This window comes from Novipirellula methanifontis (assembly GCF_052161655.1).
Classification (GTDB): Bacteria; Planctomycetota; Planctomycetia; order Pirellulales; family Pirellulaceae; genus Novipirellula.
Genome location: NZ_CP197418.1, coordinates 956030 through 980348, shown reverse-complemented (window position 1 = coordinate 980348; position 24319 = coordinate 956030). Strand labels below are relative to the sequence as shown.

The 24319-nt window shown below is 53.9% G+C and carries 18 protein-coding genes; 12 read left to right on the top strand and 6 right to left on the bottom strand.

The annotated features are described in order from the left end of the window. The first annotated feature begins 119 nt into the window (after positions 1–119). Positions 120–3389, top strand: a complete 3270-nt coding sequence (locus SH528x_RS03495) for a hypothetical protein (protein ID WP_442509148.1) — start codon at positions 120–122, stop codon at positions 3387–3389. A 34-nt stretch (positions 3390–3423) separates the two neighbouring features. Here SH528x_RS03495 and SH528x_RS03490 read toward each other — a convergent pair whose 3' ends face one another. Beyond that, positions 3424–4626 carry an amidohydrolase family protein gene (locus SH528x_RS03490; RefSeq protein WP_442509147.1) on the bottom strand — a complete coding sequence of 401 codons (1203 nt, stop codon included), beginning with the start codon at positions 4624–4626 and terminating at the stop codon, positions 3424–3426. Here SH528x_RS03490 and SH528x_RS03485 point away from each other — a divergent pair. Continuing rightward, the gene (locus SH528x_RS03485) at positions 4625–5242 is read left to right on the top strand and encodes a DNA-3-methyladenine glycosylase (protein ID WP_442509146.1); all 618 of its coding nucleotides are present in this window, start codon (positions 4625–4627) and stop codon (positions 5240–5242) included. The genes SH528x_RS03490 and SH528x_RS03485 overlap by 2 nt on opposite strands. 3 nt (positions 5243–5245) lie before the next feature. On the opposite strand, the gene pncA is transcribed toward SH528x_RS03485, so the two are convergent. The 3 genes from pncA to SH528x_RS03470 are packed head-to-tail and all read right to left on the bottom strand — an operon-like array spanning position 5246 to position 8061. Then, complete coding sequence (gene pncA, locus SH528x_RS03480; protein ID WP_442509145.1) at positions 5246–5875, bottom strand: bifunctional nicotinamidase/pyrazinamidase; 630 nt, start codon at positions 5873–5875, stop codon at positions 5246–5248. Next, positions 5865–6554 (bottom strand): NUDIX hydrolase, encoded by a 690-nt coding sequence (locus SH528x_RS03475; RefSeq protein ID WP_442509144.1) that lies wholly within the window; start codon positions 6552–6554, stop codon positions 5865–5867. Before SH528x_RS03475 ends, pncA begins: the two co-directional genes overlap by 11 nt. A 25-nt stretch (positions 6555–6579) precedes the next feature. Further along, positions 6580–8061: a nicotinate phosphoribosyltransferase gene (locus tag SH528x_RS03470; protein WP_442509143.1), complete on the bottom strand. Its 1482-nt coding sequence runs from the start codon at positions 8059–8061 to the stop codon at positions 6580–6582. 395 nt (positions 8062–8456) lie between these two features. On the opposite strand from SH528x_RS03470, the gene SH528x_RS03465 reads away from it, so the two are divergent. From SH528x_RS03465 to SH528x_RS03440, 6 genes are all read left to right on the top strand, one after another. Further along, on the top strand, positions 8457–8939 hold the full coding sequence (locus SH528x_RS03465; RefSeq protein ID WP_442509142.1) for a TadE/TadG family type IV pilus assembly protein: 483 nt from the start codon (positions 8457–8459) through the stop codon (positions 8937–8939). Positions 8940–9054: 115 nt separating this feature from the next. After that, positions 9055–9429, top strand: a complete 375-nt coding sequence (locus tag SH528x_RS03460) for a TadE/TadG family type IV pilus assembly protein (RefSeq protein ID WP_442509141.1) — start codon at positions 9055–9057, stop codon at positions 9427–9429. 74 nt (positions 9430–9503) lie between these two features. Next, positions 9504–10832: a vWA domain-containing protein gene (locus SH528x_RS03455; protein WP_442509140.1), complete on the top strand. Its 1329-nt coding sequence runs from the start codon at positions 9504–9506 to the stop codon at positions 10830–10832. Between the two features lie 46 nt (positions 10833–10878). Then, complete coding sequence (locus SH528x_RS03450; RefSeq protein WP_442509139.1) at positions 10879–11343, top strand: hypothetical protein; 465 nt, start codon at positions 10879–10881, stop codon at positions 11341–11343. Between the two features lie 206 nt (positions 11344–11549). Further along, on the top strand, positions 11550–13469 hold the full coding sequence (locus SH528x_RS03445) for a hypothetical protein (RefSeq protein WP_442509138.1): 1920 nt from the start codon (positions 11550–11552) through the stop codon (positions 13467–13469). A gap of 204 nt (positions 13470–13673) precedes the next feature. Beyond that, on the top strand, positions 13674–14747 hold the full coding sequence (locus SH528x_RS03440; protein WP_442509137.1) for a sigma-54 interaction domain-containing protein: 1074 nt from the start codon (positions 13674–13676) through the stop codon (positions 14745–14747). 222 nt (positions 14748–14969) lie between these two features. On the opposite strand, the gene SH528x_RS03435 is transcribed toward SH528x_RS03440, so the two are convergent. Further along, the gene (locus tag SH528x_RS03435) at positions 14970–15857 is read right to left on the bottom strand and encodes a carbon-nitrogen hydrolase (protein ID WP_442509136.1); all 888 of its coding nucleotides are present in this window, start codon (positions 15855–15857) and stop codon (positions 14970–14972) included. 33 nt (positions 15858–15890) lie between these two features. Here SH528x_RS03435 and bioD point away from each other — a divergent pair, with 33 nt between their 5' ends. The 4 genes from bioD to SH528x_RS03415 all read left to right on the top strand — a co-directional run bounded on the left by bioD (position 15891) and on the right by SH528x_RS03415 (position 21912). Next, positions 15891–16622 (top strand): dethiobiotin synthase, encoded by a 732-nt coding sequence (gene bioD, locus SH528x_RS03430; RefSeq protein WP_442509135.1) that lies wholly within the window; start codon positions 15891–15893, stop codon positions 16620–16622. A 257-nt stretch (positions 16623–16879) separates the two neighbouring features. After that, entirely contained in the window at positions 16880–19981 is a 3102-nt protein-coding gene (locus SH528x_RS03425) for a DUF1553 domain-containing protein (protein WP_442509134.1), read from the top strand. A 6-nt stretch (positions 19982–19987) separates the two neighbouring features. Further along, positions 19988–21427 carry a DUF1501 domain-containing protein gene (locus tag SH528x_RS03420; RefSeq protein ID WP_442509133.1) on the top strand — a complete coding sequence of 480 codons (1440 nt, stop codon included), beginning with the start codon at positions 19988–19990 and terminating at the stop codon, positions 21425–21427. A gap of 98 nt (positions 21428–21525) precedes the next feature. After that, positions 21526–21912: a DUF3127 domain-containing protein gene (locus SH528x_RS03415; RefSeq protein ID WP_339941098.1), complete on the top strand. Its 387-nt coding sequence runs from the start codon at positions 21526–21528 to the stop codon at positions 21910–21912. 217 nt (positions 21913–22129) lie between these two features. Here SH528x_RS03415 and SH528x_RS03410 read toward each other — a convergent pair whose 3' ends face one another. Beyond that, entirely contained in the window at positions 22130–24106 is a 1977-nt protein-coding gene (locus SH528x_RS03410) for a thioredoxin domain-containing protein (RefSeq protein WP_442509132.1), read from the bottom strand. Between the last annotated feature and the right edge of the window lie 213 nt (positions 24107–24319).

The following is a 24319-nucleotide window of genomic DNA, read 5'->3' as shown; positions in this document are numbered from 1 at the left end:
GGGGGCTAGCTTCTTGATAAAGCCATTAGAGCTGGACGTTCACGTGATAACTCGTCACCGCGTTCCAGCGTCAACCGCGTTCGTTGGCTTTATGTTTGCTATTCCATTTGGAATCGAAGATGATCGAGTTCTTTGGGCTACCGACTGCTTATTCCATGCTTGCGTTTCTGCTCGCAGGCCTCTTCGTGGGACACCTGTTGTGGTATCGCGACAGTTCCTCAGAACGCAAACGACTGCGTGAGACCGAAGACCGCTACCTCAAATCGCGAGAGGTAGTTCGTCAGCATAAGCAACAAGTCACCGATCTCGAATCACAGCTAAACGCGAAAGCCAGCGAGCTCGATTGCCGCTCGTCGGAACACCAAAGTTTGCTGGCGCGCAACGCGGAACTCCAAGCTCGGATCGAAAGTGCCAGCGGTGAATCCAGCGAACTCGTTGCAGCACGCGACCAGGCTACCACTCGCTTGGACGAAGAACTCAGTCGTAACGAACTACTTGTTTCTCAGCTTCAAGAAGTTCTGCAAAACAGCTCCGCAATGGATGCCGAGATCCAGCAAACGCGTCAAGAAAACGAAACGCGAGCGAAGGAAATCCAGGATCTAAATCAAACCCACGAGCAGCTCAATGACGAGCTAGTGAGGTTACGCGCCGAGTTGCTCGACCAACAAAACGAGCGTGCCGAGACGAACCAGCAAACCACGATGGATTTGCGCCACGAACTCGAGTCCGCTCAAGCAAGTTATCAGCAACTTGCGGAGACGAATCAGAATCTCGAACAAGAACTGATGACTCGGATCTCAGAGATCCAACAGCGTGACGCCAACATCGCTGAGCTCACAACGCAACTTAGCGACGTAAACGAGCAAAACCGAACACAACAAGAACGTCTCAGCCAACTTGATGACGAAATCAACAACAAGCAATCGCGAATTGATCAGATTGGCGAAGAACTCGATTCACTCTTGCCATTGCGTGCGGAACTCGCCGAAACCGCAGTCGCATTGGCCGAGCAAAAATTGGCCTACGACCAGCTGGTCAAACAAAACGATGCCCAAGCTGAAACAATCGACCAGCTAACCGCTCAGCACAGCGATTCGGGTGATCGCTACGAATCGCTGCAGCAACAGTTGAGCGACAAGGATGCGGAGATCACCATGTTGACAGCGAAACATGATGATCTTGCTGGACAACACCAACAGCAAGCAGACACGATCGCAACACTCACCACAGAGAAACGTGAGACCGAAGAGCGTTTCACCGCATTGCAGCAGGAAATAAGCGACAAAGAAACTGAGATCGCGGCATTGATGGACCACCATCAAAAACTCGCCGAAGAAAACCAACAACATACGGAAACCATCACCACGCTGACCGCCAAGCACAGCGATGCGGGTGATCGTTTCGACTCGCTGCAGCAACAACTGAGCGAAAAGGAAGCAGCGGTCGCCGAACTAATCGGCACCCAGCAACAACTTGCCGAAGAGAACCAGCAGTATACGGAAACCATTGCTACGCTGACCGCTCAGTACAGTGAAACCGGTGATCGCGTCGAATCGTTACAGCAACTGCTCAGAGAAAAGGAAGCAGCGGTCGCTGAACTGATCGACACCCAGCAACAACTCGCCCAAGAGAACCAACAGTACACGGACGCCATTGCTACGCTGACCGCTCAGTACAGTGAAACGGGTGATCGCGTCGAATCGCTACAGCGACTGCTCAGCGAAAAGGAAGCGGAGGTCACTGGACTCATCGCGATCCAGCAAGAACTTGCCGAAGAAAATCAACAACACACAGATACCATTGCAACGCTGACAGCACAGCACAGTGGAACAGGCGGTGACGTCCAACTGCTGCAACAACAGCTCGATCAAAAAGACGCCGCGATTGCTGAAGCGATCGCTCACCAAGACCAACTTCAACAATCGCTACAAACGAAAGTTGCCGAAATCGCTCGCCTCGAAGACGAATTGAGCGAACTGGCACCACTGCAGAGCGTTGTCGCTGGCAAGCAAAGTGAATTGGTGCAACTGCAACAACGACTGTCGAGCACAATGATTGACTTGGAACGTCAAACCGAGACGCTGCAAAGCCAAGAAAGCGAAATCAGCCAGCTACAGCAACAATTGCTCGCTTCGGGCACTGCGACCGCGGACTTAGAGCAAATTAAGCTCGAACTGACACACACCAAAACCGAACTGGAACAATCCACTTCGAATCTTGCGGAAACACAAACACGTTTAAGTGCGGTACAGAGTGAATTTGGCGAAACGCAATTGCAACTGTCCGAAACCACACGACTGCTGGACGAACTGGAGTCCGAGCGAGAACAGAGTCTCACGCAAATCCAACAATTGACGACCGAACTTTCCCAGACGCAATCGCTCCTGCATAGCCGCCAGGATGAATGGGATCAAAACAAATCCAAATTGATTGAATCCACTCTGCGACTGGACGAATTGCAGTCCGAACGAGAACGGCATGTGGCTGAGATCCAACAATTGACAGCGGTACGTGAACAAACCGCCATGATGCTGGAGCAAGCAACTGCAAAATCCAATCAAAGCAAGATATTGATGGAACAGCACAAAACGCAGCTCGAGCATGCGAAGGTCCACAACGAACAGTCCTCCGAGCGCATCAAACTGCTTGCGGATGAGAACAGCCAACTGCGTGGTTCGATTCGTCCTCGGCAAGCCGAGTTCGAGCAGATGCAATCGCAGTTCGCTGACTTGCAGCGATCCGCCGAAGAACTCGTTTTTGCAAAGCAAACGATCGTAGAACTTCAACAAGAAATCACCTTGTTCGAGAAGTCCAAAATCGAGTTTGCCAATCAAACCGAACAATTGAAAAATGAAGTCGAAACGTCGGCATCGATTCGCGAAAAACTACAAGTCACCAATGGTCAACTCGAAGAACTTCGCCGTGTCAACGAAGAACGTCGTGAAGAGATCGCGGCTCAAACCGACCAACTCGATTCGCTGAAGAGCCAACTGAAAGACTTCAGCCAACTGCGACATCAATTCGAGGATGTGCAACAGCAACTCGATGAAACCCTCGATCAACGCAGCAAGATCCAAGCGACGATTGATCAGCAAAATTCGACGATTCATGAGCTTGAAGCTCAACTTCAGCGATCACATCAATTGAGTTCCGAGAACGAGGGTCTGCAGACTCAATTCGCCGAACTGCAGGAACACCTTCGTCGTGTGAATTCAGAATTGGAAGACAGTCTCGACGCCAATGCCAAAGCCGGTCATCGGATTCGCGACCTTGAAGGCCAGCTTCATGAGCATGCCGAAAAAATTCGTGAACTGCGACGTGCACGCGTTTCGGCTCCCGAAATCCAGCGAACCGTCAGCGTCGAAGATGACGTCAAACGAGCGGCTTAACTCTGCCACTGGGCCGAAAGCTAATTCCGCCCTTTTATTTTGAAAATACGCGTCGCAGAGGATGTTCGGCAAAATCCGCGTAAACGCCCTCGAGCGTTGCGGCCGCCGTCGGGACACTGTTGACGTGTGGGTAGCTGCCTTGTTGCAACCTTCCGTGATCAGCTTTGCCCATCGCATCGGCACCATTTAGCGTCCCCATGCGAAGCACCATTTCGGGATCGATGTCGGGACGATGCTTCAACAGAAACTGAACTTCTCGCCAGAGATTCAAATCGGGATTACTGGCACGGGAATCGGTTCCCAGGGCAACACGAATCCCTCGGCCAAGCATCTCATGAACAGGGTGGGGTTCGTATCCAAAAAAGTGATGCGTTCGAGGGCAATAAACAACACTTAGTGACGGGTGATTGGCGATCTTCGCAATTTCGTCATCTTGAAAGTCGTTGCCGTGCACCAGCAAGCCGTAGGGTGCCAGCGCAAGCAGATCAATTAACCACTCAAACGGTTGACCGTCCCACGGGAACAGCGATACATCCCAAACGCCCAACTGTTTCAATGTCTCGGCAAACGGTCCCGATCCACCACACAATAACTCTCGTTCGGCAGGCGATTCGGCGACATGCATCGCAAGCGGACGCTCGGTTTGGCACGCCAATTGAACGCATCGGTTGATTAGCGAACGCGATGTCGAATAAGGTGCATGGGGACTAATGCCACCGCCGAGCTGAGTGTGAATATGTTGCTCAGTGAGCCCAAAACGCTCATCGCCGCGTTGTTGCGACAGCCCGATCGTCTCGGCAAACGTGATAAGTTCAGGGGATTGATTTTGCGGTGAGAAATCAGACTGCGTTGGGTATTCACTCGGAAGCGTCGCAATTTCACCGACCAGACTCACACCGGCATCGAACGATTCCTTCAAGCCTTTACCGATCGCAGCAGCTTTTGCCTGTATCGTGGTCGTTTGACGTGCTGCGATGACTTGGCCGACCCAGTGGTACAGTGCAACGCCGGGTTCGCCGATCGGAGCGTCGCAATCGGAAAACTCGAGGTGCGTGTGCGCATTGACCAATCCCGGCAGCAGCGCGACATCCCCAAGATCCTCGGCATCGGTGGGTGCCGGTCCTTGCCCCACCTCGACGATCTGTTGACGATCCATGCGGACCCATCCACCATGAATAGGCGGACGCGAAACGGGAAAGATCCAACGTGCTGCGAAGGCACGAGTGTTATTTGTCATGAATAAATTGCCACTTCAAAAAGACCGTTTGACTCGCGAGTTCTATTCAAGGCCGACTGAAATCGTCGCTCGAGAATTGCTTGGCAAATGCCTGGTGCGACGTACGAATCGTCAATGGGTCGGTGGAATCATTGTGGAAACCGAAGCCTATTTGGCCGACGGGGATCCCGCCAGCCACAGTGCCCGTGGGAAAACCCGAAGCAACGCGTCGATGTTTATGGGCGCTGGCACATTGTATGTCTATCCGATTCACGCGAAATACTGCATGAATGCCGTTACGGAAAGCCCGGGACGCGGAAGTGCAGTATTGATCCGCGCGATTCAGCCACAATGGGGAATCCAGCACTTGCAAAGCAACCGTCAAACGCAAGACCTGAAACGTTTGACTCGCGGTCCCGCGATGCTCTGCCAAGCCCTCGCCGTGGACCGTGACGATGACGGAATCGATTTAACAACCGACAAAAACATCTTGATTGCTCACCCAAGGTCCCCTTTGCCTGCGCGCGATGTCCACAGCACACCGCGAATTGGGATCAGCAAGGCGATCGACGAGCGACTGAGATTCTTTTATCGCGGCAACCCCTTCGTGAGTGGTCTCAAGCGAGACCATCTTTGATGATCAAGAGAATATCTCATCGCTGTGGATGATTTGCACCCCCGCCGCCTTCATCTCGTCGATCGCGTCTTTGAGATCAGCGGGGCGGTGACTGACACTGCGGCATCCGTCGATCAGCAGCGACGTTTCGAAATTCAACATCGCGGCATCCAGTGCGGTGTACTTGACGCAGTAATCCGTCGTGAGCCCCATGATGAACAGACGATTGATCTGATGTTCGCGGAGATAATCGTGAAGTCCCGTGGCGTGTTTGTGACCGTTGTCAAAGAACCCGCTGTAGGAATCCATCGCCGGGTCGGTGCCTTTTCGAAAAATGGCGACGTCACAGCGGATCTCCAGGGCATCGGCAAACGCGGCGCCCTCCGAAAGTTGGACACAATGATCGGGCCACAACACTTGATCGACATCTCCCACTTTCACGACATCGCCGACGCGGTGCCCCGGATGGTTGCTGGCGAAGCTTGAGTGGTTCGTTGGATGCCAGTCTTGGGTCGTGATCACGTTATCGAATTCCGGAACACATCGGTTAGCTACCGGGATCACTTCATCGCCCCCGGCGACCGCCAAGGCACCGCCTGGCAGAAAATCATTTTGAATATCGACAAGGATCAAGGCCTCGTGTTTAGATTTCAAAGTGGAACCCTTCCTTCAAACGTTGCTGATACTTGCGGCGATTGAATCGATACATGCGGGCTGCGCGATGCGATACGTTTTGCTCGAACTCGTCAAGCTCTTCCAACACATCCATGTTTAACATCTTTTTACGAAAGTTTCGCTTGTCGATCTCGCGATTCAAAATGATTTCGTAAAGTCGCTGCAAGTCACGCAGCGGAAATTTGCGCGGCAGCAATTCAAATCCGATCGGCTGATATTGAACTTTGCTACGGATTCGATCATGCGCCATCTTCAAAATTTCTTGATGATCAAACCCCAACTTGGGAAGCGACCCCACGGGAAACCAATCGGCATCTGCCGCATCGTCGGCGTGTTTGGGCTGGCAATCTTCTTGGCGGACTAGTGCCATGTAGGCAACCGAAACGACACGTCCCCGCGGATCACGATTGACGCCGCCGAACGTATACAACTGCTCGATAAACAGATTCTTAATCCCGGTTTCCTCTTGCAGTTCACGGCGAGCCGCATCGTCGAGTGCTTCGTCCATATCAACGAAACCACCAGGAATTGCCCACTGATCTTTGAAAGGCGGATTCGCACGCTGGATCAATAAGACGTTTAGCGATGAACCGGTCAGTCCAAAAACCACGCAGTCAACGGTCAACGAGGGACGTGGATGTTTGTAGGTATACGGCATACAAAATCTCTTCGTGAAATGAACTTCAATCATGAAACGGCGATGCCGTCGCAATCAGTTTGCGTTTGGTTTCAAATAGTTGCACATCCAATCCTGTGGGATAGACCGCCGGATCCACCAATTTGCGAACGTCGCTAGAAAACATTTGCAATTGGCACGCCGTTCGATCACGAATCTGATGAATCGTCGGAGATTCGCCCACACGACTTCCGTTACTAATGACGGGAATCAACAAATCTTCACACTGCCAATCGCCGTCAAAATCATCACCGTGTATCTCTTGAACTTGGTCCTTGCCGATCGGCACCCGGCGTGGCGAAGTGCTCGCCAAATCCCGAACATCATAGATCACATCTGCCACCGCTTGGTTGTCAATTGAAAACCGCCGAACTTGCTGGATTCCCGGGTTCGATACTTTGATTGGTTGCTCGGACAATTTGACACGGTTGTGCCATTGCCCGTCGGAGTCACAAATGGCCGAAAGTTTGTAGACGCCGCCCAGTGCCGGTTGTTCGTACCCCGTAACCAATCGGGTGCCGACTCCCCAAATATCAATCTTTGCCCCTTGTTGTTTGAACAGCTGAATTTGGTGTTCATCAAGATCATTACTGGCGACAATCTTGGCATCGGGCAATCCCGCTTCGTCAAACATTGCACGAACTTGTTTGCTGAGCGTAACCATGTCGCCGGAGTCTAATCGCACGCCGATCATTTCATGGCCGTGCTTCCGCAATTGCAAAGCAACCTCGATTGCATTGCGAACACCTTGCAGAGTGTCGTAGGTGTCGACCAGAAAGATACAATTATTCGGCATCACACTCGCGTAAGCTTCAAATGATTCGCGTTCATCTTCGAATGACATCACCCAACTATGTGCATGGGTGCCCTTGACGGGAATGTCATAGCATTTTCCAGCCAACACGTTGCTTGTCGCATGACATCCGCCGATGTACGCAGCACGGCTAGCCGTCATCGCGCCGTTGATTCCCTGTGCTCGTCGAAGCCCAAATTCCAGTACGGTGTCGTCCATCGCGGCATAGCAGACTCGCGACGCTCGTGTGGCAATCAACGTCGGAAAGTTGATGCCATTTAGTAGCAACGTTTCGAGTATCTGGCATTGCAAAATCGGCCCTTGCACTCGCAGTAACGGTTCTTGCGGAAAGACCACGGTTCCCTCGGGCACCGCGTCAATATCACAACTCAACCGCAACACGCTCAAATAGCTCAGGAACGGTTTTAAGAACAGTGGCTGGTTATCATTGCCACGAAGCGAGTCTAAATACGCGATGTCCTCGGTTGTGAACCGAAAGTCATTTAACGTTTCAAGCACCGGGTCCAAACCCGCAGCAATCGCGTACCCACCGTTGAAGGGATTCGAGCGAAAGAAGAGATGGAAAACCGCTTGTTGATCGTGCCGATGCGTCTTCCAATAGCCGTACGCCATCGTCAACTGGTAGAGGTCGGTCAGCAGTGCCAGCGATCCGTTTTCGCGAAAGTGTTCGCTCATACTTGCCTCTTAGTTAGTGTCTTCAACACACTAAGGTAGACCGTTTTGCGTCGCTTAGGGTTCACCCATTTATCGATTACAACGAAAAATGGGGAATTGCATGTGCATCGCGTTTGTGTGCGTAGGGGTTGCCGCATTCTCAAAGAAAATGACTTGAATAAACGTAATAGAACGTGGGCGTGCGCCGCCATGTTTTGAACAGAAAAGCACGTGATTCATGCCCTTTTGACGCGTTACCAGGATGCATGTCATGTTCGCGATGCACAGGAAACGCGGCAAGACAAGGGATTTTTCCAATTAAGTTTCCGCTTCTTTGGGTTTTGCGAGCTAGGTTTCCTATAGAGCCGGAATCAAAGGCTTCCCGAACCGGCCTAAACCTCAAGATTTTCGCAACCATGTTTAAACCACGCACCACCCCCGAACGCGTTTCGCGACCTCAACGTCGCGGCGTGTGGGGCAATCGACGACGAGCTCGACGCGGTGTTGCAACCGTGGAGTTTGCGGTTTGCATCCCGGTATTATTCGTACTAACGATGGGCACGATTGATCTTTGCTCGATGTTGTTTCTGCGTGAATCGATCACGATTGCTGCTTATGAAGGCGCCCGCCGAGGTGTCGGCCGTGGTTACACCAATAGTGATGCGACGACTCGCGTCATCGAGCTTTTAGATCAGCGAAACATCCAACACAACGGCAGCAGTTCGGTTACGTACAGTTCCCCTGGGTTCGACAACGCCGGCACGCTTGAAAACGTCACGATCACGGTCACGGTTCCCTGTGCTGGCAACCTGTTGGTCCCATCAGGAATGTTCACCGACTTGACCATGACGACGAGCGTCACGATGCGCAAAGAATACCAGAATCTCGGAAAAAAATAGACGTCACGCCGAAGGGTAACTCACTCTTTCCACTGTAGCCACATTCATGAAACGCCCCCGAACTCGAACCGCCCCCCCTCCTCGCAGACCGCGTCAAAAACGCGATGGTGCTGCAATGGTGGAGTTTGCAATCGTGGCGAATCTAATGTTCGTCATGATTTTTACTTGCATGGAATTTGCGAGGATGAACATGGCCCGCAATCTCGCTCAAGATGCGGCGTATTTCGCCGCGCGCATGGCGATGGTACCGGGAGCAACTCGAGAAGAGGCGATCGCCGAAGCCGACCGCATTATGGGCTCGATGTTAGATGAAAGCGGTTACGAGGTGACGGTCAGCAATGTTAATTTCGATGCTCCCACGATTACAGTCACTGTCAGTGTGGACTTGCAGGCGATTGCCATGTTCACCCCTATGTTTTTGCCTAACACCACAATCGACACCACTGCGGTAATGAAAACGGAACGCTACGAAGGCTTCTACGAACAATAGCTCTTAGCCAACCCCGTCTCCATTCATCGAGTCAACCTACATCACACCTTTCGTATCTCGCTGCGATAACGACCATGAACACATCACTTTTCCATCGCACCTCGCCAGGCATTTTCACCCTATCGTTTGAGCGATCGTATCGACAACGGCGTGGGAATGTATTTGCGCTGATGGCGTTGGTCTTACCAGTATTGGCGTTGCTTGCCGCATTCTGTATCAATAGCGCCCAGATGCAATTGAACCGAACCGAGTTGATGGTCGCTACCGATGCTGCGGCACGTGCGGGCGGTCGCGCATTCAGCGAACATCAAACCGTCGAAGCGGCGAAGGCCGCTGCTATTGCCACTGCGGCGCTAAACAATGTGGACGGGCAACCGCTGCAAATCCGCAGCGAAGATTCCGCTAATGAAATCGAATTCGGCGTCACCACCCAGCCAAGCGGTTTGACGGGGCGCTATGAATTCCAAAAGCTACCTACTGCATCTGTGCAAAGCGGCACATTGATCGCCAGCGCAATTCGTGTCAACGGGCGTCGTGATACGGGATCGCTATCAGGTCGTGTGCCATTTGTCATCCCCGGCATGCTCAATGCAAGTGACTTTGGCCCTCGACAAGAATCGGTGGCCATGCAGGTCGACCGCGACATCTCGCTGATCCTTGATCGCAGCGGATCGATGGTCCCTAATCTGAACTTCAATTGGCCAGAGGGTATGGATCCCAACTCTACCGCAGTCAAAGATGCCGCAGTGGCCGCCGGCGTCATGAATAAAACGGTTGAAACGAAGAAAGGTAAAAGTGGAAAAACCGAAACGACCTATGACTATGCCTCTGGTTATAACCAGATGACGTACAACCAATGGGCCTGGCAAGACTTTTTCAATCTGCCCAATTGCCCGATGCAGCCTTGGCAGGAATTGGTAGTCGCGGTTGACGCGTTTTTAAACGTGCTGGATACGACCGTCCAAGAAGAACAAGTTTCGGTCGCCAGTTACGCGTCGAGCGGGTCGCTGGATGCCTGGCTCGTCAAAGACTTTAACGAAATCCGAACCACCGTGAATGGCCTCGACCCAGGCGGTAGCACCGCGATTGGGGACGGAATGCAATCCGGTATCCAAGCGTTATTGGATTCCGCAGCACGTCCTTACGCCGCCAAGACGATGGTCGTGATGACCGACGGCAACCACAACCGCGGTACCGATCCGCTTACCGTGGCAAATTACTTTGCAGCCAACTATCCGCTCACGATTCACACGGTGACTTTTGGTAGCGGCGCAAATCAACAACGAATGCAACAAGTCGCTGCCGCTGGAGGTGGTAAACACTATCACGCCGATAACGGTGAACAGCTCAAAGCGATCTTCGAAGAAATCGCGAATAATCTACCAACCATTTTGACGAAATAACCCTGCGACAGCATCCAGATGGTTGTCGCTTCTTGTGTATCAAAGCATGACTCCCGAAACAATCGAAACGACTTTACCCTCGCCCCCCGAGAAACGCCTTCCCATGCGCTGGATTTGGCTTTCCATCGCGGTATCAAGTGGCATCCTTGTCTGGGCATTCACGATCCCCATGCGGCATTCTCATGACCATGGGATTGCCTCGATCGAAGGAAACATCCCCACCGCTATCGTTTCACGACACAGCGATCCATCACGCGAGCAAGCCCGTCTCGCCGAACAATTTCTCGCCAGTGCGTTGGAAATGGACCGCAAACTGATGAAATTACAACGTGCGAAGGACGCACGTGATAAGCCAAAATCGCTTCCAGGCGACGAGGAGGCACAAGCGTATCAAGAGAATTATCGCAAATGGATGTTGGGCGAAATTGACCGATTGGCCACCGCCAGCGAGAGGTCACCTGAATGGGAATTCCGCCAGCAGTTGATCCAGTCGCTTGATGCGCCCCAGTAATCCCCTCTTTTGCCCGATTGCAAAAAGGCGGCGTTCAGCGCCCTCGGCTCGGATCGTGTTGTGCCGAATGACTCTTTGCAACCTTTTTGACAGGTCGCAGAGTCGGGCCAATCGCGAGATCCGCGGCGTGGCGTGATGTCGCCTATTTTCTTGATTATCATGAGGAGGTGTCGCCCAGCGTCCTCCTGCAAACACCTACGGTTCTCATGCTCAGCTACTCCCGCGCCGCCGTCCTGCTCATCCTGGTTGCCGCATTGGTTTTGGCCGATCGTGGGCACGAAAACCTCGTTGCTCAAGACGATTTGTTTGGTGCCCCTGCCGAAGCCCCCCTGTTTGGCGAAGCCCCAGCACCCGGGGCGGTTAGCGAGGCCGAAAGCGAACAGCGCGCTGATCCTCTGAGCGAGCAACTGCAAATCAAGGCGCGTCGCGGCAATATTCAGCTTGCCGAATCGGTCGCCGCACTGGTCCGCATCGGTCGCTGGAGTGAAGCCAACACGCTGCTCAGCGAGGCCGCATCGCGTGAAATCAACGAGTCCGTGATGGCCGCGATGGCTGGCCAGATTGATCCTGCACTGCGGCTACGCATGGTTCGCTCGGAAGAACTCGAAGAGCCAGCGCGGACTTTTATCGAAAAACTATCCAAAGCCGCGACGTCGGTCGCGCAATCAGAAAAGCGGCTAATCGCAGCGGTAGACAACCTGGATGCAGCTTCCGTCGACACGCGTTTGGATGCGGTACGAACTCTGCTGGCCGGCGGGAACCCTGCGATCAAAGTATTGGTCGCTAGCGCCGTATCGCCTTCGCCCACCGCACCTCGCGACGACATCTTGCGAACCATGCTGCGATTGGGGGACGGTGGAGTTCAAGCGTTGCGGCAACTTGCTCTTTACGCTGCCCCGGCTCAACGACTCGCCGCACTTGAGTCCCTCGTGCGGATCGACAAAAACGCGGTCACCAACGAATTAGTCACCGCATTGTTGGCGTCCGATTCGACACAGGACGAGATCGCCTTTGCCACCACACGCCTACAAAGTTTGTCGGCAACAGCGATCGATTCCGCCGCAGGCATTGACTATCTAACTCACAAACTGCAACGCGAACGGTCGATAGCAAAATTGGTCGACAACGATTTTCAATCGCGTATCCTCTGGAGCGTGAATGACGACCGCACGAGCGTCGATTTTCGCGAAGTCCAATCCATGCTTGCTGCCTATCGCGACGCTGCAGATGCGGCATCACGCTTGCGTCGCATTGGGTCGCTTCCGATCAAGGTCGCTAATGAAGTCTTGGCAGCCGAACTGAACTATCGCCTCATCCTGGATCCGGATTGGGGAGACAAAAAACAAATTGAAACGTTCATGAACGATTTCGCGCCGACGCTGCAGACGGCTTCGTGGGTAGGCATCCTTTCCAATGCGGTCGATAGCGGTGATGTTCCTGCCGCAATCGGCGTGCTGCGTTTGATCGGTTCCTTACCGGATACTTCCCAGAGATACGATTTGTTGCTTTCCGCCGCGCCGAATCCATCGCCGTTAGTCATCGCTGCGATCTCAGCCGAGCCACGCATTCGTTACGAAGCAGCGTCCGTGATCGCTGGCATCGACACCGTCCGCGACTACCCAGGCAGCAGCCTGGTACTCAAAACATTGCAGGAGATGGCGTCGCTCAATTCGCTACCCACGGCAATTTTGGTGGAAACCCGTGCTGAAATTATCCTGGCTCAAGAAACTATTTTGAAACAGCTTGGCTACTCGGTGATGATTGCACACTCGGTGGCCGGAGCCGAGCGAGCGGTTGCCGCCAGCAGTGATCTGCGGCTGATTGTCAGCAAAACAAACTTGGCCGATGCGAGACCGATTGAGTTGATCGATCGCGTTCGCCGGCAATCCGTGGGTGAGGAAGTGCCCATTGTTTTTTATGGTGACGTTGTCACCCCCATTAACTCCGATCGCTGGTCCGCTGCGACCCGTTGGATGCTAGATCAACCGTCGTCACCGCAAGCATTCGCGGAACTGTTAGACTCGCTAGCGCTTCGCATTCGATTGCCTGAATTGACGCAATTGGATCGCGAACTTTACCGTCAAACCGGTATCAGCGCGTTGGAACAACGAAGAGCCAATCAGTAGACTCACGTGTGTCGGACACGTCTGGGTTTTGCGGTCATCCGCCTCCTCGAGTTAGCGGCTACCCAAAATGGAGTTGGCAGGCTATTTTTAGGAAACGAAAGCGTTTTTCTAGAGATCCAAGACGAGGCGGCGTCGAAGATATCTTATAAGTAGAGGCTCTGAACGGCGATTGTCGCTGGACTAAGAAACACCAACGTATCTTCAATGGCGATGCTCGGCATATCCCCAAACGGTCCCGGAGAGCCACCGATCGCGGGCATCATTGGCAACTCGCCAGCGATGCAGCAGGTTTATCGCATCACGCGCCGCGTCGCCCCGAGCAATGCTTCGGTATTGATTCTGGGCGAAACCGGCGTCGGCAAAGAGCTGATCGCTGGTGCGGTTCACCGACTGAGCCACCGCAGCGGCGCCCCCTTTGTCCGCGTTAACTGTGGCGCTCTGAGCGAAAGTCTGCTTGAAAGCGAATTGTTTGGCCACGTCCGTGGTGCGTTTACCGGTGCGGTTGCCAATCGTGCCGGTCGTTTCGAAGCGGCCCAGGGCGGCACGATTTTTCTGGACGAAATCAACAGCACGACGCTGACGCTGCAAGTCAAACTGCTGCGAGTGCTGCAAGAGAAAGAGTTTGAACGGGTGGGCGATACCAGCACCTTCAATACCGACGTTCGCATTATCGCTGCGAGCAATCGCGATCTGATGAACGAAGTTCGCGAAGAGCGGTTCCGCGAAGACCTTTATTGGCGACTTAACGTGGTGCCTGTGGAAATTCCACCACTGCGTCGCCGCCGCGAAGACATCCCGGCCTTGGTTTCCTTTTTCCTGGAACACTATAACGAAATCAACGACCGCTACGTGGTCCACATCGCACCGGGAACCCTCGAAGCGATGCAGGATTACCATTGGCCCGGAAACGTGCGTGAGCTGCAAAACTATATCGAGCGCGCCGTCGTGATGTCCGAAACCGACGAATTGACACTCGACCTGCTGCCGCTTTGCGTCACCAACCCCGACGTTGCCGTTGGCACCGAAAAACCGATCGGTGACATGAACGAACTGACTCGCGAAGTCGTGATGAAAGGACTCGGGGAAGCGGATGCTAACGACGGAGGCGTTCACAGTCTGGTAGTGGACCGAGTCGAGAAAGAATTGATCGTGCAAGTCTTGTCGGCTTGCGGCGGCGTCCAAACGAAAGCCGCGGCGATGCTTGGCATCAACCGCAACACACTGCATAAGAAAATCAAAGACTACGGCTTGGATGATTCGGACAACGGCAACAGCTAAGCAGGTCGTTCAGTATTTACCGGTGAAACGTCGATTCTTTTGTGAGCCGTGGGTCGTAAGGCACCGGGTAATGCGTGGAACCCGGCCGCTCACGCGTCACGGCTCACTAATTCAACGAGCGGTAGCGCCGTCGGCTCAGATCACTATAGTTCCCTCCGGCCAATTCGTTTGCGAGGCACGGCCGGTCGGAACCGGCCCTACCTGAAACGCTCTGTCGACCGCTCAGCTAGGTCGCATAAATGGCGGATCGGCGTTCCAACGATTCAGCAGCCCGCCGTAGGCATCGATTCGCCGGTCGCGAAGGAACGGCCAATGCGTGCGGACGACGTCGATCTCGTCCAGGTTGCAATCAGCAATCAGCAGCCCTTCGTTTTGATCGCCTTGGGCAACCACTTCGCCGCGGGGCGAGACGATGATGCTGGAGCCCCAAAATTCTAAATTGTCCTCGATCCCGACGCGGTTTGGCGCCCCCAACCAAATCCCATTGGCGATCGAATGAGCTCGCATTGTGGTTTGCCACGCATCTCGTTGGCCCGCGCCAAACTCTTCTTTTTCCTCGTGAATCCATCCAATCGCGGTCGGATACAGCAGGATCTCCGCACCGGCGAGCGCGAACAAGCGAGCCGCTTCGGGGAACCACTGGTCCCAGCAGATGCCAACACCGAGTTTGGCAAATCGAGTTTCGATCGGCCGGAACCCCAAGTCACCTGGCGTGAAGTAGAACTTTTCGTAGAACAGGGGATCGTCGGGAATATGCATTTTTCGATACACGCCTGCCATCGACCCATCGGCATCGAGCACCACGACGGTATTGTGGTAGAGTCCAGGGCCACGTTTTTCGAAGATCGGCGCGACGATGACCACCTCGAGCTCCTTGGCGAGTTTCGCCATCGCCTCGGTCGATTCGCCGGGAATCGTTTCCGCCAAATCGAACATCCGATGATCTTCGCTCTGGCAGGGATAAGGTCCATTAAACAACTCTTGCAAACAAATGATCTGAGCTCCTTGGCTGGCGCTTTCGCGTATCCACTTTGAAGCGTTTTCGATCATCGCTGACTTCGAGCCAGCGTCTTTCATTTGCACGAGTCCGAGTTTGACGTTGCGTGTCACGAGCACTGCATCCAAAAGTTAAAAGGGGCAAACATGAATCCAACTCAACCAACGACAACCCAGCCGTCATCCGAGGCGGGCACTCGACCCGCACGCCGATTGTTTATTTCCGGTACCGATACCGATGTGGGAAAAACCTTCGTGGCGTGTGCGATGGCGAAGCACTACCGACATTCTGGCATGCAGGTCGGCGTCTACAAGCCGGTAGCAAGCGATTGCCATGCCGAATCGGAGGAAAGCGGTGCTGAAATCATTGCCGCCGATGCTCGAAATTTGTGGAACGCCGCCGGAAACCCGCGCACGCTTGCCGAAGTCTGTCCGCAACGCTTCGGAGCCCCGCTCGCTCCGACCCGCGCCGCCGCCGCCGAAGGCAAAACCGTCGACGCCGACCTACTGCATCATGCCGCCGAACCCTGGTTGACCGGATTCGACGTCACGATCATTGAAGGCGCCGGAGGACTGCTCAGCCCGCTTGCCGATGGCATCTTGAACCTCGATTTGGCTAAAAAACTGGCTCCAGTCCAGCTGATCATCGTGACCACTAACCGCTTGGGGGTGATCCACCAGACGCTGGCGACCTGCGCCGCTGCGATCCACGGTGGCATGACTCCGGCCGGCATCGTGCTCTGCGACACATCGGAAAATCTTGACGCCTCGGCAAACGAAAATGCGGCCGAAATCGCCCGCTATACCTCGATTCCGATTCTGGGCCGGGTTGGCTTCGGATCGTCCGAGGTACCATGGGCCAATCATCTGCTCGATTAACAGCGACGAATCACGGCCATCGACGTCGTCTTTTCTTGACGATCGGATCTCCTATTACTATCGTAGAGGCGGAGATTGAAACCAAAAAATCTCACCCCGCCTGCCCATTCTCAAAAGGGCTACCTGCGTCAGTGCCAACATTGCTGGTGCTGGATTGGCGTGCCGTCTTGATTTGATCCTTGGATTGCCCTGTTTTGCAATCTTTATCGATCATTTCCCACTCCCAAAGAGTCTTGACTGCCTCCAACAGGAAATTTATGAGCGTTGTTGAACCACGCCGTTTTGTGACTTTGGCGTTTCTTTGTGCGGTCGCGAGCCTAACGGTCGCAGGCTTTAGCTGGGCAGAGGGTCCAGCCGACTCCGCGTCCCCTCTGCGTTTCAATCTCGATGTCCGCCCGATCCTCTCTGAAAATTGCTTTCATTGTCACGGATTTGACGAAGCGGCACGCGAAGCCGATCTGCGACTTGATACCGAAGAAGGCGCCAAGGAGTACGCGATCGAGCCTGGCGATGCGACACAAAGCGATGTTTATCTGCGAATCATCTCGGACGATCCGGATCTTCGCATGCCGCCCCCAAGCTCGGGACGTTCGCTCAACGAAGATCAAATCGCAACCATCCGGGCATGGATTGACCAAGGAGCAGAATACGAAGGCCATTGGTCGTTTGCTGCCGCCGGGCGCCCCGAGGTCCCCGAGTCCCGCGAAGGACAGCGAACCAACAACGCGATCGACCAATTTATCCACGCCAAACTCACAAAGAACAATCTTTCGCTCGCACCCGAGGCGGATCGTGAAACATTGATTCGTCGAGTGTCATTTGACCTTACCGGATTGCCGCCCACGATCGAAGAGATCGACTCGTTCTTGGCCGACGAATCTGCCGATGCCTACGAACGGCTGGTCGATCGGTTACTCGAACGCGAAGCTTATGGCGAACGCATGGCAGCCGACTGGCTCGACGTGGCACGCTACAGCGACACCTACGGGTTCCAAGTCGATCGCGACCGTTTCGTTTGGCCGTGGCGGGATTGGGTCATCCGAGCGTTCAACCAAAACATGTCCTACGACCAATTTATCACCGAACAACTCGCAGGCGATTTACTGCCGGGCGCCACCCGCGATCAAATCTTGGCAACCACCTTCAATCGATTGCATCCGCAAGAGTGCGAAGGGGGCAGCGTGCCCGAAGAATTCCGCATCGAATCGATCGCCGATCGAACGCAAACGGTCGCGACCGGGATCATGGGGCTGACGATGGAATGTTGTCGTTGCCATGACCACAAATATGATCCGCTGAAGCAAAAGGAATACTTCCAGCTGTCTGCGTTCTTCGACAACATTTCTGAAGCTGGCTTGTATTCTTACTTTACTAACGCGATCCCTACCCCGACGTTACCGCTGCCCACGGCGGAACAAGAACAACAACTCGCATCCGCGACAAAAACCGCCGACGCTGCCTCGCAAGCACTTGAAAGTGCGATCGCTGCACGCAGAACGGAAGCAGAAAAATGGGCGGCCGATATCGAATCCATTGACGCTGAAACTCAGCTTGCCAAACCGATACTGGCCCTTGATTTCGAAGACAAACCATCGGCGCCCAATTCGCAGGCCGAGGGTATCGTCGGGCATGCGGTGAAGCTCACTGGTGACGACCCCATCAATACCAAGGTCGGCAATTTCTCTCGCTTTACGCCGTTTTCGGTTTCGTGTTGGATCAAGACCCCCAATGTGAAAGAGCGAGCAGTGATCTTCCATCGCTCGCGCGCTTGGACCGACGCGGCCAGCCGCGGTTATGAACTGCTAATCGACGAAGGCCGGCTCAGCTGGTCGCTGATTCACTTTTGGCCCGGCAATGCGATCAGCATCCGCAGCGTCCAGGCGATCCCCACCAAAGAGTGGATCCATGTCGTCGTTAGCAACGATGGATCCAGTACCGCCTCGGGATTAGCGATTTACGTCGACGGGAAACAAGTCGAAACGGAAACGGTTCGCGATGCACTCACGAAAAACATCACCGGTGGCGGTGGTGACAACATCGCGATTGGCGAACGATTTCGCGACAATGGATTCAAGCATGGATCAGTCGATGAGTTTCAGGTCTACGATACCGAGTTAACCAAGCTGGAAATCCAACGGCTTTCCGCAGCGAAACTACCAACTGCGAAACCCGCTGTGGAAACGGCCGAACTGCTTCGCGATCACTACCTTGGTCGCATCGATGACACCGTGATCCAAGCTCGCTCGAAACTGAAGGAAGCTCGCAAGAATCTGTGTGCGATACAGGACGCCGTTGACGAGATCATGGTCATGCAAGAACTGCCTGAACATAAACCAAGCTATTTGCTCGAGCGTGGCGTTTACGACCAACGAGGCGAACCCGTCGAACCGACCACTCCAAGCACGTTACTGGGATTTCCCGAAGATGCTCCGCGCAATCGACTTGGATTGGCACAGTGGTTGACTCGGGATGACCATCCGTTAACCAGCCGCGTTGCCGTCAATCGGCTCTGGCAAATCTGCTTTGGCGAAGGAATCGTGCGTACGCCCGAGGACTTTGGCAGCCAAGGTGCACCGCCCACGCATCCCGAATTGCTCGATTGGTTGGCGGTCGAATTCGTGGATAGTGACTGGGATGTCAAACGGATGTTAAAGTTGATCGTGACGTCGGCAAGCTATCGGCAATCCAGTCAAAATCCTGATCCAAAATCGATTGCATCCGATCCCGAAAATCGATTTCTGTCGCGTTTCCCCAGCTATCGCCTGCCCGCTGAAATGCTCCGCGACAACGTGCTGGCGACGAGTCAGCGTTTGGTTTCCACCATCGGCGGCCCTCCCGTGAAACCGTACGATATCGAAGAATCATTTAGTCCTTCCAAACGCGACAGCGGCAATGCCTTGTACCGCCGAAGTCTCTATACGTACTGGAAACGGACCGGTCCCGCACCCTCAATGATGACGTTGGACGCGGCGAAACGGGACGTATGCCAAGTCAAACGTGAACGCACCTCGTCGCCTCTGCAAGCGTTTGTGCTGATGAACGGGCCTCAGTTTGTCGAGGCAGGACGCGTCACCGCGGAAAAGCTGATTCAGCTGCATGGCGATGACACCTCTGCAATTCTGGTCGATGCGTTTCGTAAAACGACTAGCCGGAAACCGAGTGCGGCACAGCTGAAAACACTCAAAACGCTGTACCAATCCCAGCTCGATTATTTCAGCGAGCACAGTGATCGCACAGACCAATTCTTGGCCATCGGCGATGCCGAAACCGACGACGACATGAACCGTGCTGCATTGGCGGCAACCAGCGTCGTGGTGGGAACCCTGATGAACTTTGACCTTAGCGTGATGAAGCGATAACCAGCCATGAATGAAAACTTACCAAGCGGTTTCGGACTCAATCGCCGCAGCATGCTGAGTCAAATGGGAATGGGTTTCGGGGCACTGGCGGCAAGCCAGATGCTGCACACCGAAGCGGCCTCGCAATCAGGCAGTGGCGGGATCCTCAAAGCCCTACATCATGCCCCCAAGGCAAAACGGGTCATCTTCCTGTTTCAATCGGGAGCTCCATCCCAATTGGACTTGTTCGATTACAAACCGCTGCTCAACGAGAAACATGGCACTGAATTGCCCGACGAAGTCCGTGGTGGTCAACGATTAACCGGCATGAGCGGGAACCAGTCGAGCTTGCCGCTGGTCGGATCCCCATTTCAGTTCAAACAGTACGGCGAAAGCGGTACCTGGATGAGCAACTTGCTGCCGCATACCGCCGGAATTGCCGACGATATCTGTGTTGTCAAATCGATGTACACCGAGGCGATCAATCACGGCCCCGGAGTCACGTTTATGCAAACCGGCAGCCAGTTTCCGGGGCGACCGAGCATGGGGGCGTGGATGGACTACGGACTGGGTACCGAAAATAATAACTTACCCGCCTTCGTCGTGATGGTCTCCAAGAACGCCAGTGGACAACCGTTGTCGTCACGCTTGTGGGGCAACGGTTTTCTAGCCAGCAAGCATCAAGGCGTCCAATTTCGCAGCGGCAAAGATCCTGTGCTGTATTTGAGCAACCCCGAGGGGATTGATAGCAGCAGCCGCCGCGCCGCCCTGGATGCACTGAACCAATTGCACGAGGGACAGCTAGCAGAGGGTTCGGATCCTTACGTCGAGACGCGGATTGCCCAATACGAATTGGCGTTCCGCATGCAAAATTCGATCCCCGAAGCCACGAATTTTTCCGATGAACCGGAATCCGTATTCGAGGAATACGGCAAAGATTCACGTAACCCCGGAACCTTTGCCGCGAATTGCTTGCAAGCACGCCGGTTGGTTGAGCGGGGTGTGCGGTTCGTACAGCTGTATCACCAAGGCTGGGATCACCACGGTGGCTTGCCGTCGGGATTGCCACGGCAATGTGCCGCGACTGATCAAGCGTCCGCAGCATTGGTAAAAGACCTGAAACGGTGCGGGCTACTCGAAGACACCCTCGTCATTTGGGGTGGTGAGTTTGGCCGCACCAATTACTGCCAGGGCAAATTGACGGAAAAGAGTTTTGGTCGCGATCACCACCCACGCTGTTTTTCGATTTGGATGGCGGGCGGGGGGATCAAGCCAGGAACTTCGTATGGTGAAACCGATGAATACGGTTACAACTTGACCGAAAACCCAGTGCATATTCACGATCTGCATGCCACGATCCTGTACCAGATGGGGATTGATCACGAACGTTTGACTTACAAATACCAAGGACGCCAATTTCGTTTAACTGATGTGCATGGCCACGTCGTTCACGATATTCTGTCGTGATTGCGGACGGTTGCAAGATCGTGGTTGCTTTCACCATAATGGCGCAATCGGTATCACGAATTTTGAATTTTTGAAGAATAAGAATTGAGCGGTTTGGTATGAGTGACTCGAAAGTCAGCGGCGTTGTCCATTTGATCGAAGACACCAAGACCTACGGAAACAAAGGTTTTCGCAAGCGTCTTGTTGTGCTTGAGCAAGAAAAGGGAAGCTTTACCAATTACGTTCCACTTGAATTTGTCAAAGATGGCTGCGACGCCGTTGATGACATCAAAGTCGGCGACGAAATCGAAGTGGTTTACCGTCTGAACGGACGTCGCTGGCAGAAAGACGAGCACAGCGAAGCCAAATATTTTCTCAACGCCGAAGCGTTGTCGTTCCGTCTGGTTGGCGATGGCGGCGGTGCAGGTGGCACGATGACCGAAAAAGTCTCGCGTTCGGCAAACGACGCGTTCGACGAAGCCAACGAAGACGACGCCCCGTTTTAGTGCTAAGTCGTTGATTGCTCCGCAATCATTACGTGAAGCTTGGAAGGACGTCACGTCAATGACGAACGCGCCCGTAGCGAAAGTCGCCAAGAATTTCGGCTCGCCCAAGAACTCCCGAAACAGTGTGGGATAGGCTTCCAGCCTGTCGAGGATGCAATGACAGGCTGGAAGCCTATCCCACATTTAACCGACGTTGGAGACGTCGGGCGACTTTGGATCAACGTTCCGACTCGATGTAGTCCGCTAACACGGCGGCCATCCTGGGCGCCGCCGCGGGATTCTGTTTGATCACTGCCGCCGCCACGACTGCGAGCTTGCTGAGATAGTCTTCCTCAGCAAACACGCCGGAATGCTTTTTCAAATACAGCAGATTCTCGCCAGCGATGCTTGCTCCGGCCGGCAACGCACCATCGGTGGGATTTTTCATTCGCACAATCAACAGCGATTGCTCGGCGGTGGTAAAGAAAAAACCGCCCACCTTTTCATCCCAGAACAACTCGATCTGCTTCTCGGTCAGCGACTCGGCGGCATCAATCCATTTTGCGTCACTGGTTGCTCGATGCAGGGCAATCAGCCCCGAGACGAAGAACGCATAATCGTCGAGATAACCGTCTAGCTTTTTGGCTCCCGCGGCATAATCGCGTCGCAAGACTCCGTCGTCGACAGCAAGTTTTGCGAGTACGAAATCGGCTGCCTTTTTAGCTGCATCGACGTAATCGGGTCGATCCAGCAATCGGCCGCAATCGGCTAGCCCCGCGATCATCAACCCGTTCCAAGCCGCCAACACTTTTTCGTCTCGCAGCGGCCGTTCGCGTTTCTCACGGATCTCACGCAATTCGTCTTTTACGCTCCGAAGCGAATCCCGCAGACTTTCATACGGTTGCTCTTTTTGTTTCGCAATTTCGGTCAGCGAACGTTTGGGCTCGGGTGCAAAGAATTCGCCTTCAAAATTTGGCTCCTCACGAAACTGATAAACCGAGGCAAACTCGCCGAAACCACTCAAAGATTTTTCGAGCGTCTCGATCTCCTGTTCGCTCCAGCGATAGAACTTGCCCTCTTCACCTTCGGAATCGGCATCGAGCGAACTGTAAAACGTCGCATCATCGGACTGCAGTTCACGCAGCACGAAATCGCAAATTGCGATCGCCACGTCGCGGTACTCTTGACGCTTCGTGATTTCGTAAGCTCGGGCGTAAACCGACGCCAATTGGCCGTTGTCGTACAGCATCTTTTCGAAATGAGGAATCTGCCACTGGCGATCGACGCTGTAGCGATGAAACCCGCCACCGATGTGATCGAACATCGCTCCGCTTATCATTCCATCCAGACTTCGCGTCAACATTTTTAGTGACGCCTCACGCTCATCCTCGGATGTCGATTCCCGTTCGATTCGGTCCATCAAAAAATACAGATTCGATGGTTCGGGAAATTTCGGGCGATTCGGCTGGGCATCCGAAAAGCCGAATCCACCGTACACCGGATCGAATTGCTCTTTCAACGACGCCGCCACTCGGTCGATCAGGTTCTGATTCAGTGCCGAAGCGGCCGCATCCAATTCTTCCTCGGCAATCCCACTGCGATTTGCCTTGATGAGCGACGTGACTGCTTCGGCTTGCGTTTCAACCGAATCACGCTGCGTCTTCCAGGCCTGGTCGATTTGCCCAAGGATGCTGAGGAAACCTGTCGACTGTCCGCGATCACCGGTACGCGCCGGGAAATACGTCCCTGCCCAAAACGGTTTTCCCTTGGGCGTCAAAAACACGGACATCGGCCAACCGCCATTGCCACGACTGACGATCTGGACTGCCAACATATAAATCTGATCGACATCGGGTCGCTGTTCACGATCCACTTTGATGCAAACAAAGCGATCGTTCAGCAATGCCGCGATTTCGGGATCGACAAACGATTCGCGTTCCATCACATGACACCAGTGACAGGCAGCGTAGCCGACTGACAAGAACACCATCTTATTTTCGCGTGCCGCCTTCTCAAACGCCTCTTCCCCCCACGGATACCAATCGACGGGATTGTGAGCATGTTGCAGCAAATACAGACTCGATTCACCCGCAAGCCGATTAGCAGGGTGAACCTCTTCGGTCGCTTGATGCGCTGGCGATTCTTGCCCGTGACACATGCAGGTCACGAACGTCGTCAAAGCGGTGAAGGTCAACGCGTTATAAAATGAGGTCATATGGCAGGATCCTGAAGAGGCAAATGCAGATGATCGTTCGCGTTTTTGCAGCAACGGGAGCGAACCGCATCAGGCCATTCTAACGCACGCCCCCCGCCCAGGAACCGTCCCCTCTCGTAGTGGATCTTGCTAAAGATCCCGGCCGTCACCGAAATAAGGAAAACGTTCCGGAGGTTGGATACTCGAGGGACGTGTAGCCACGTCCACTACCGA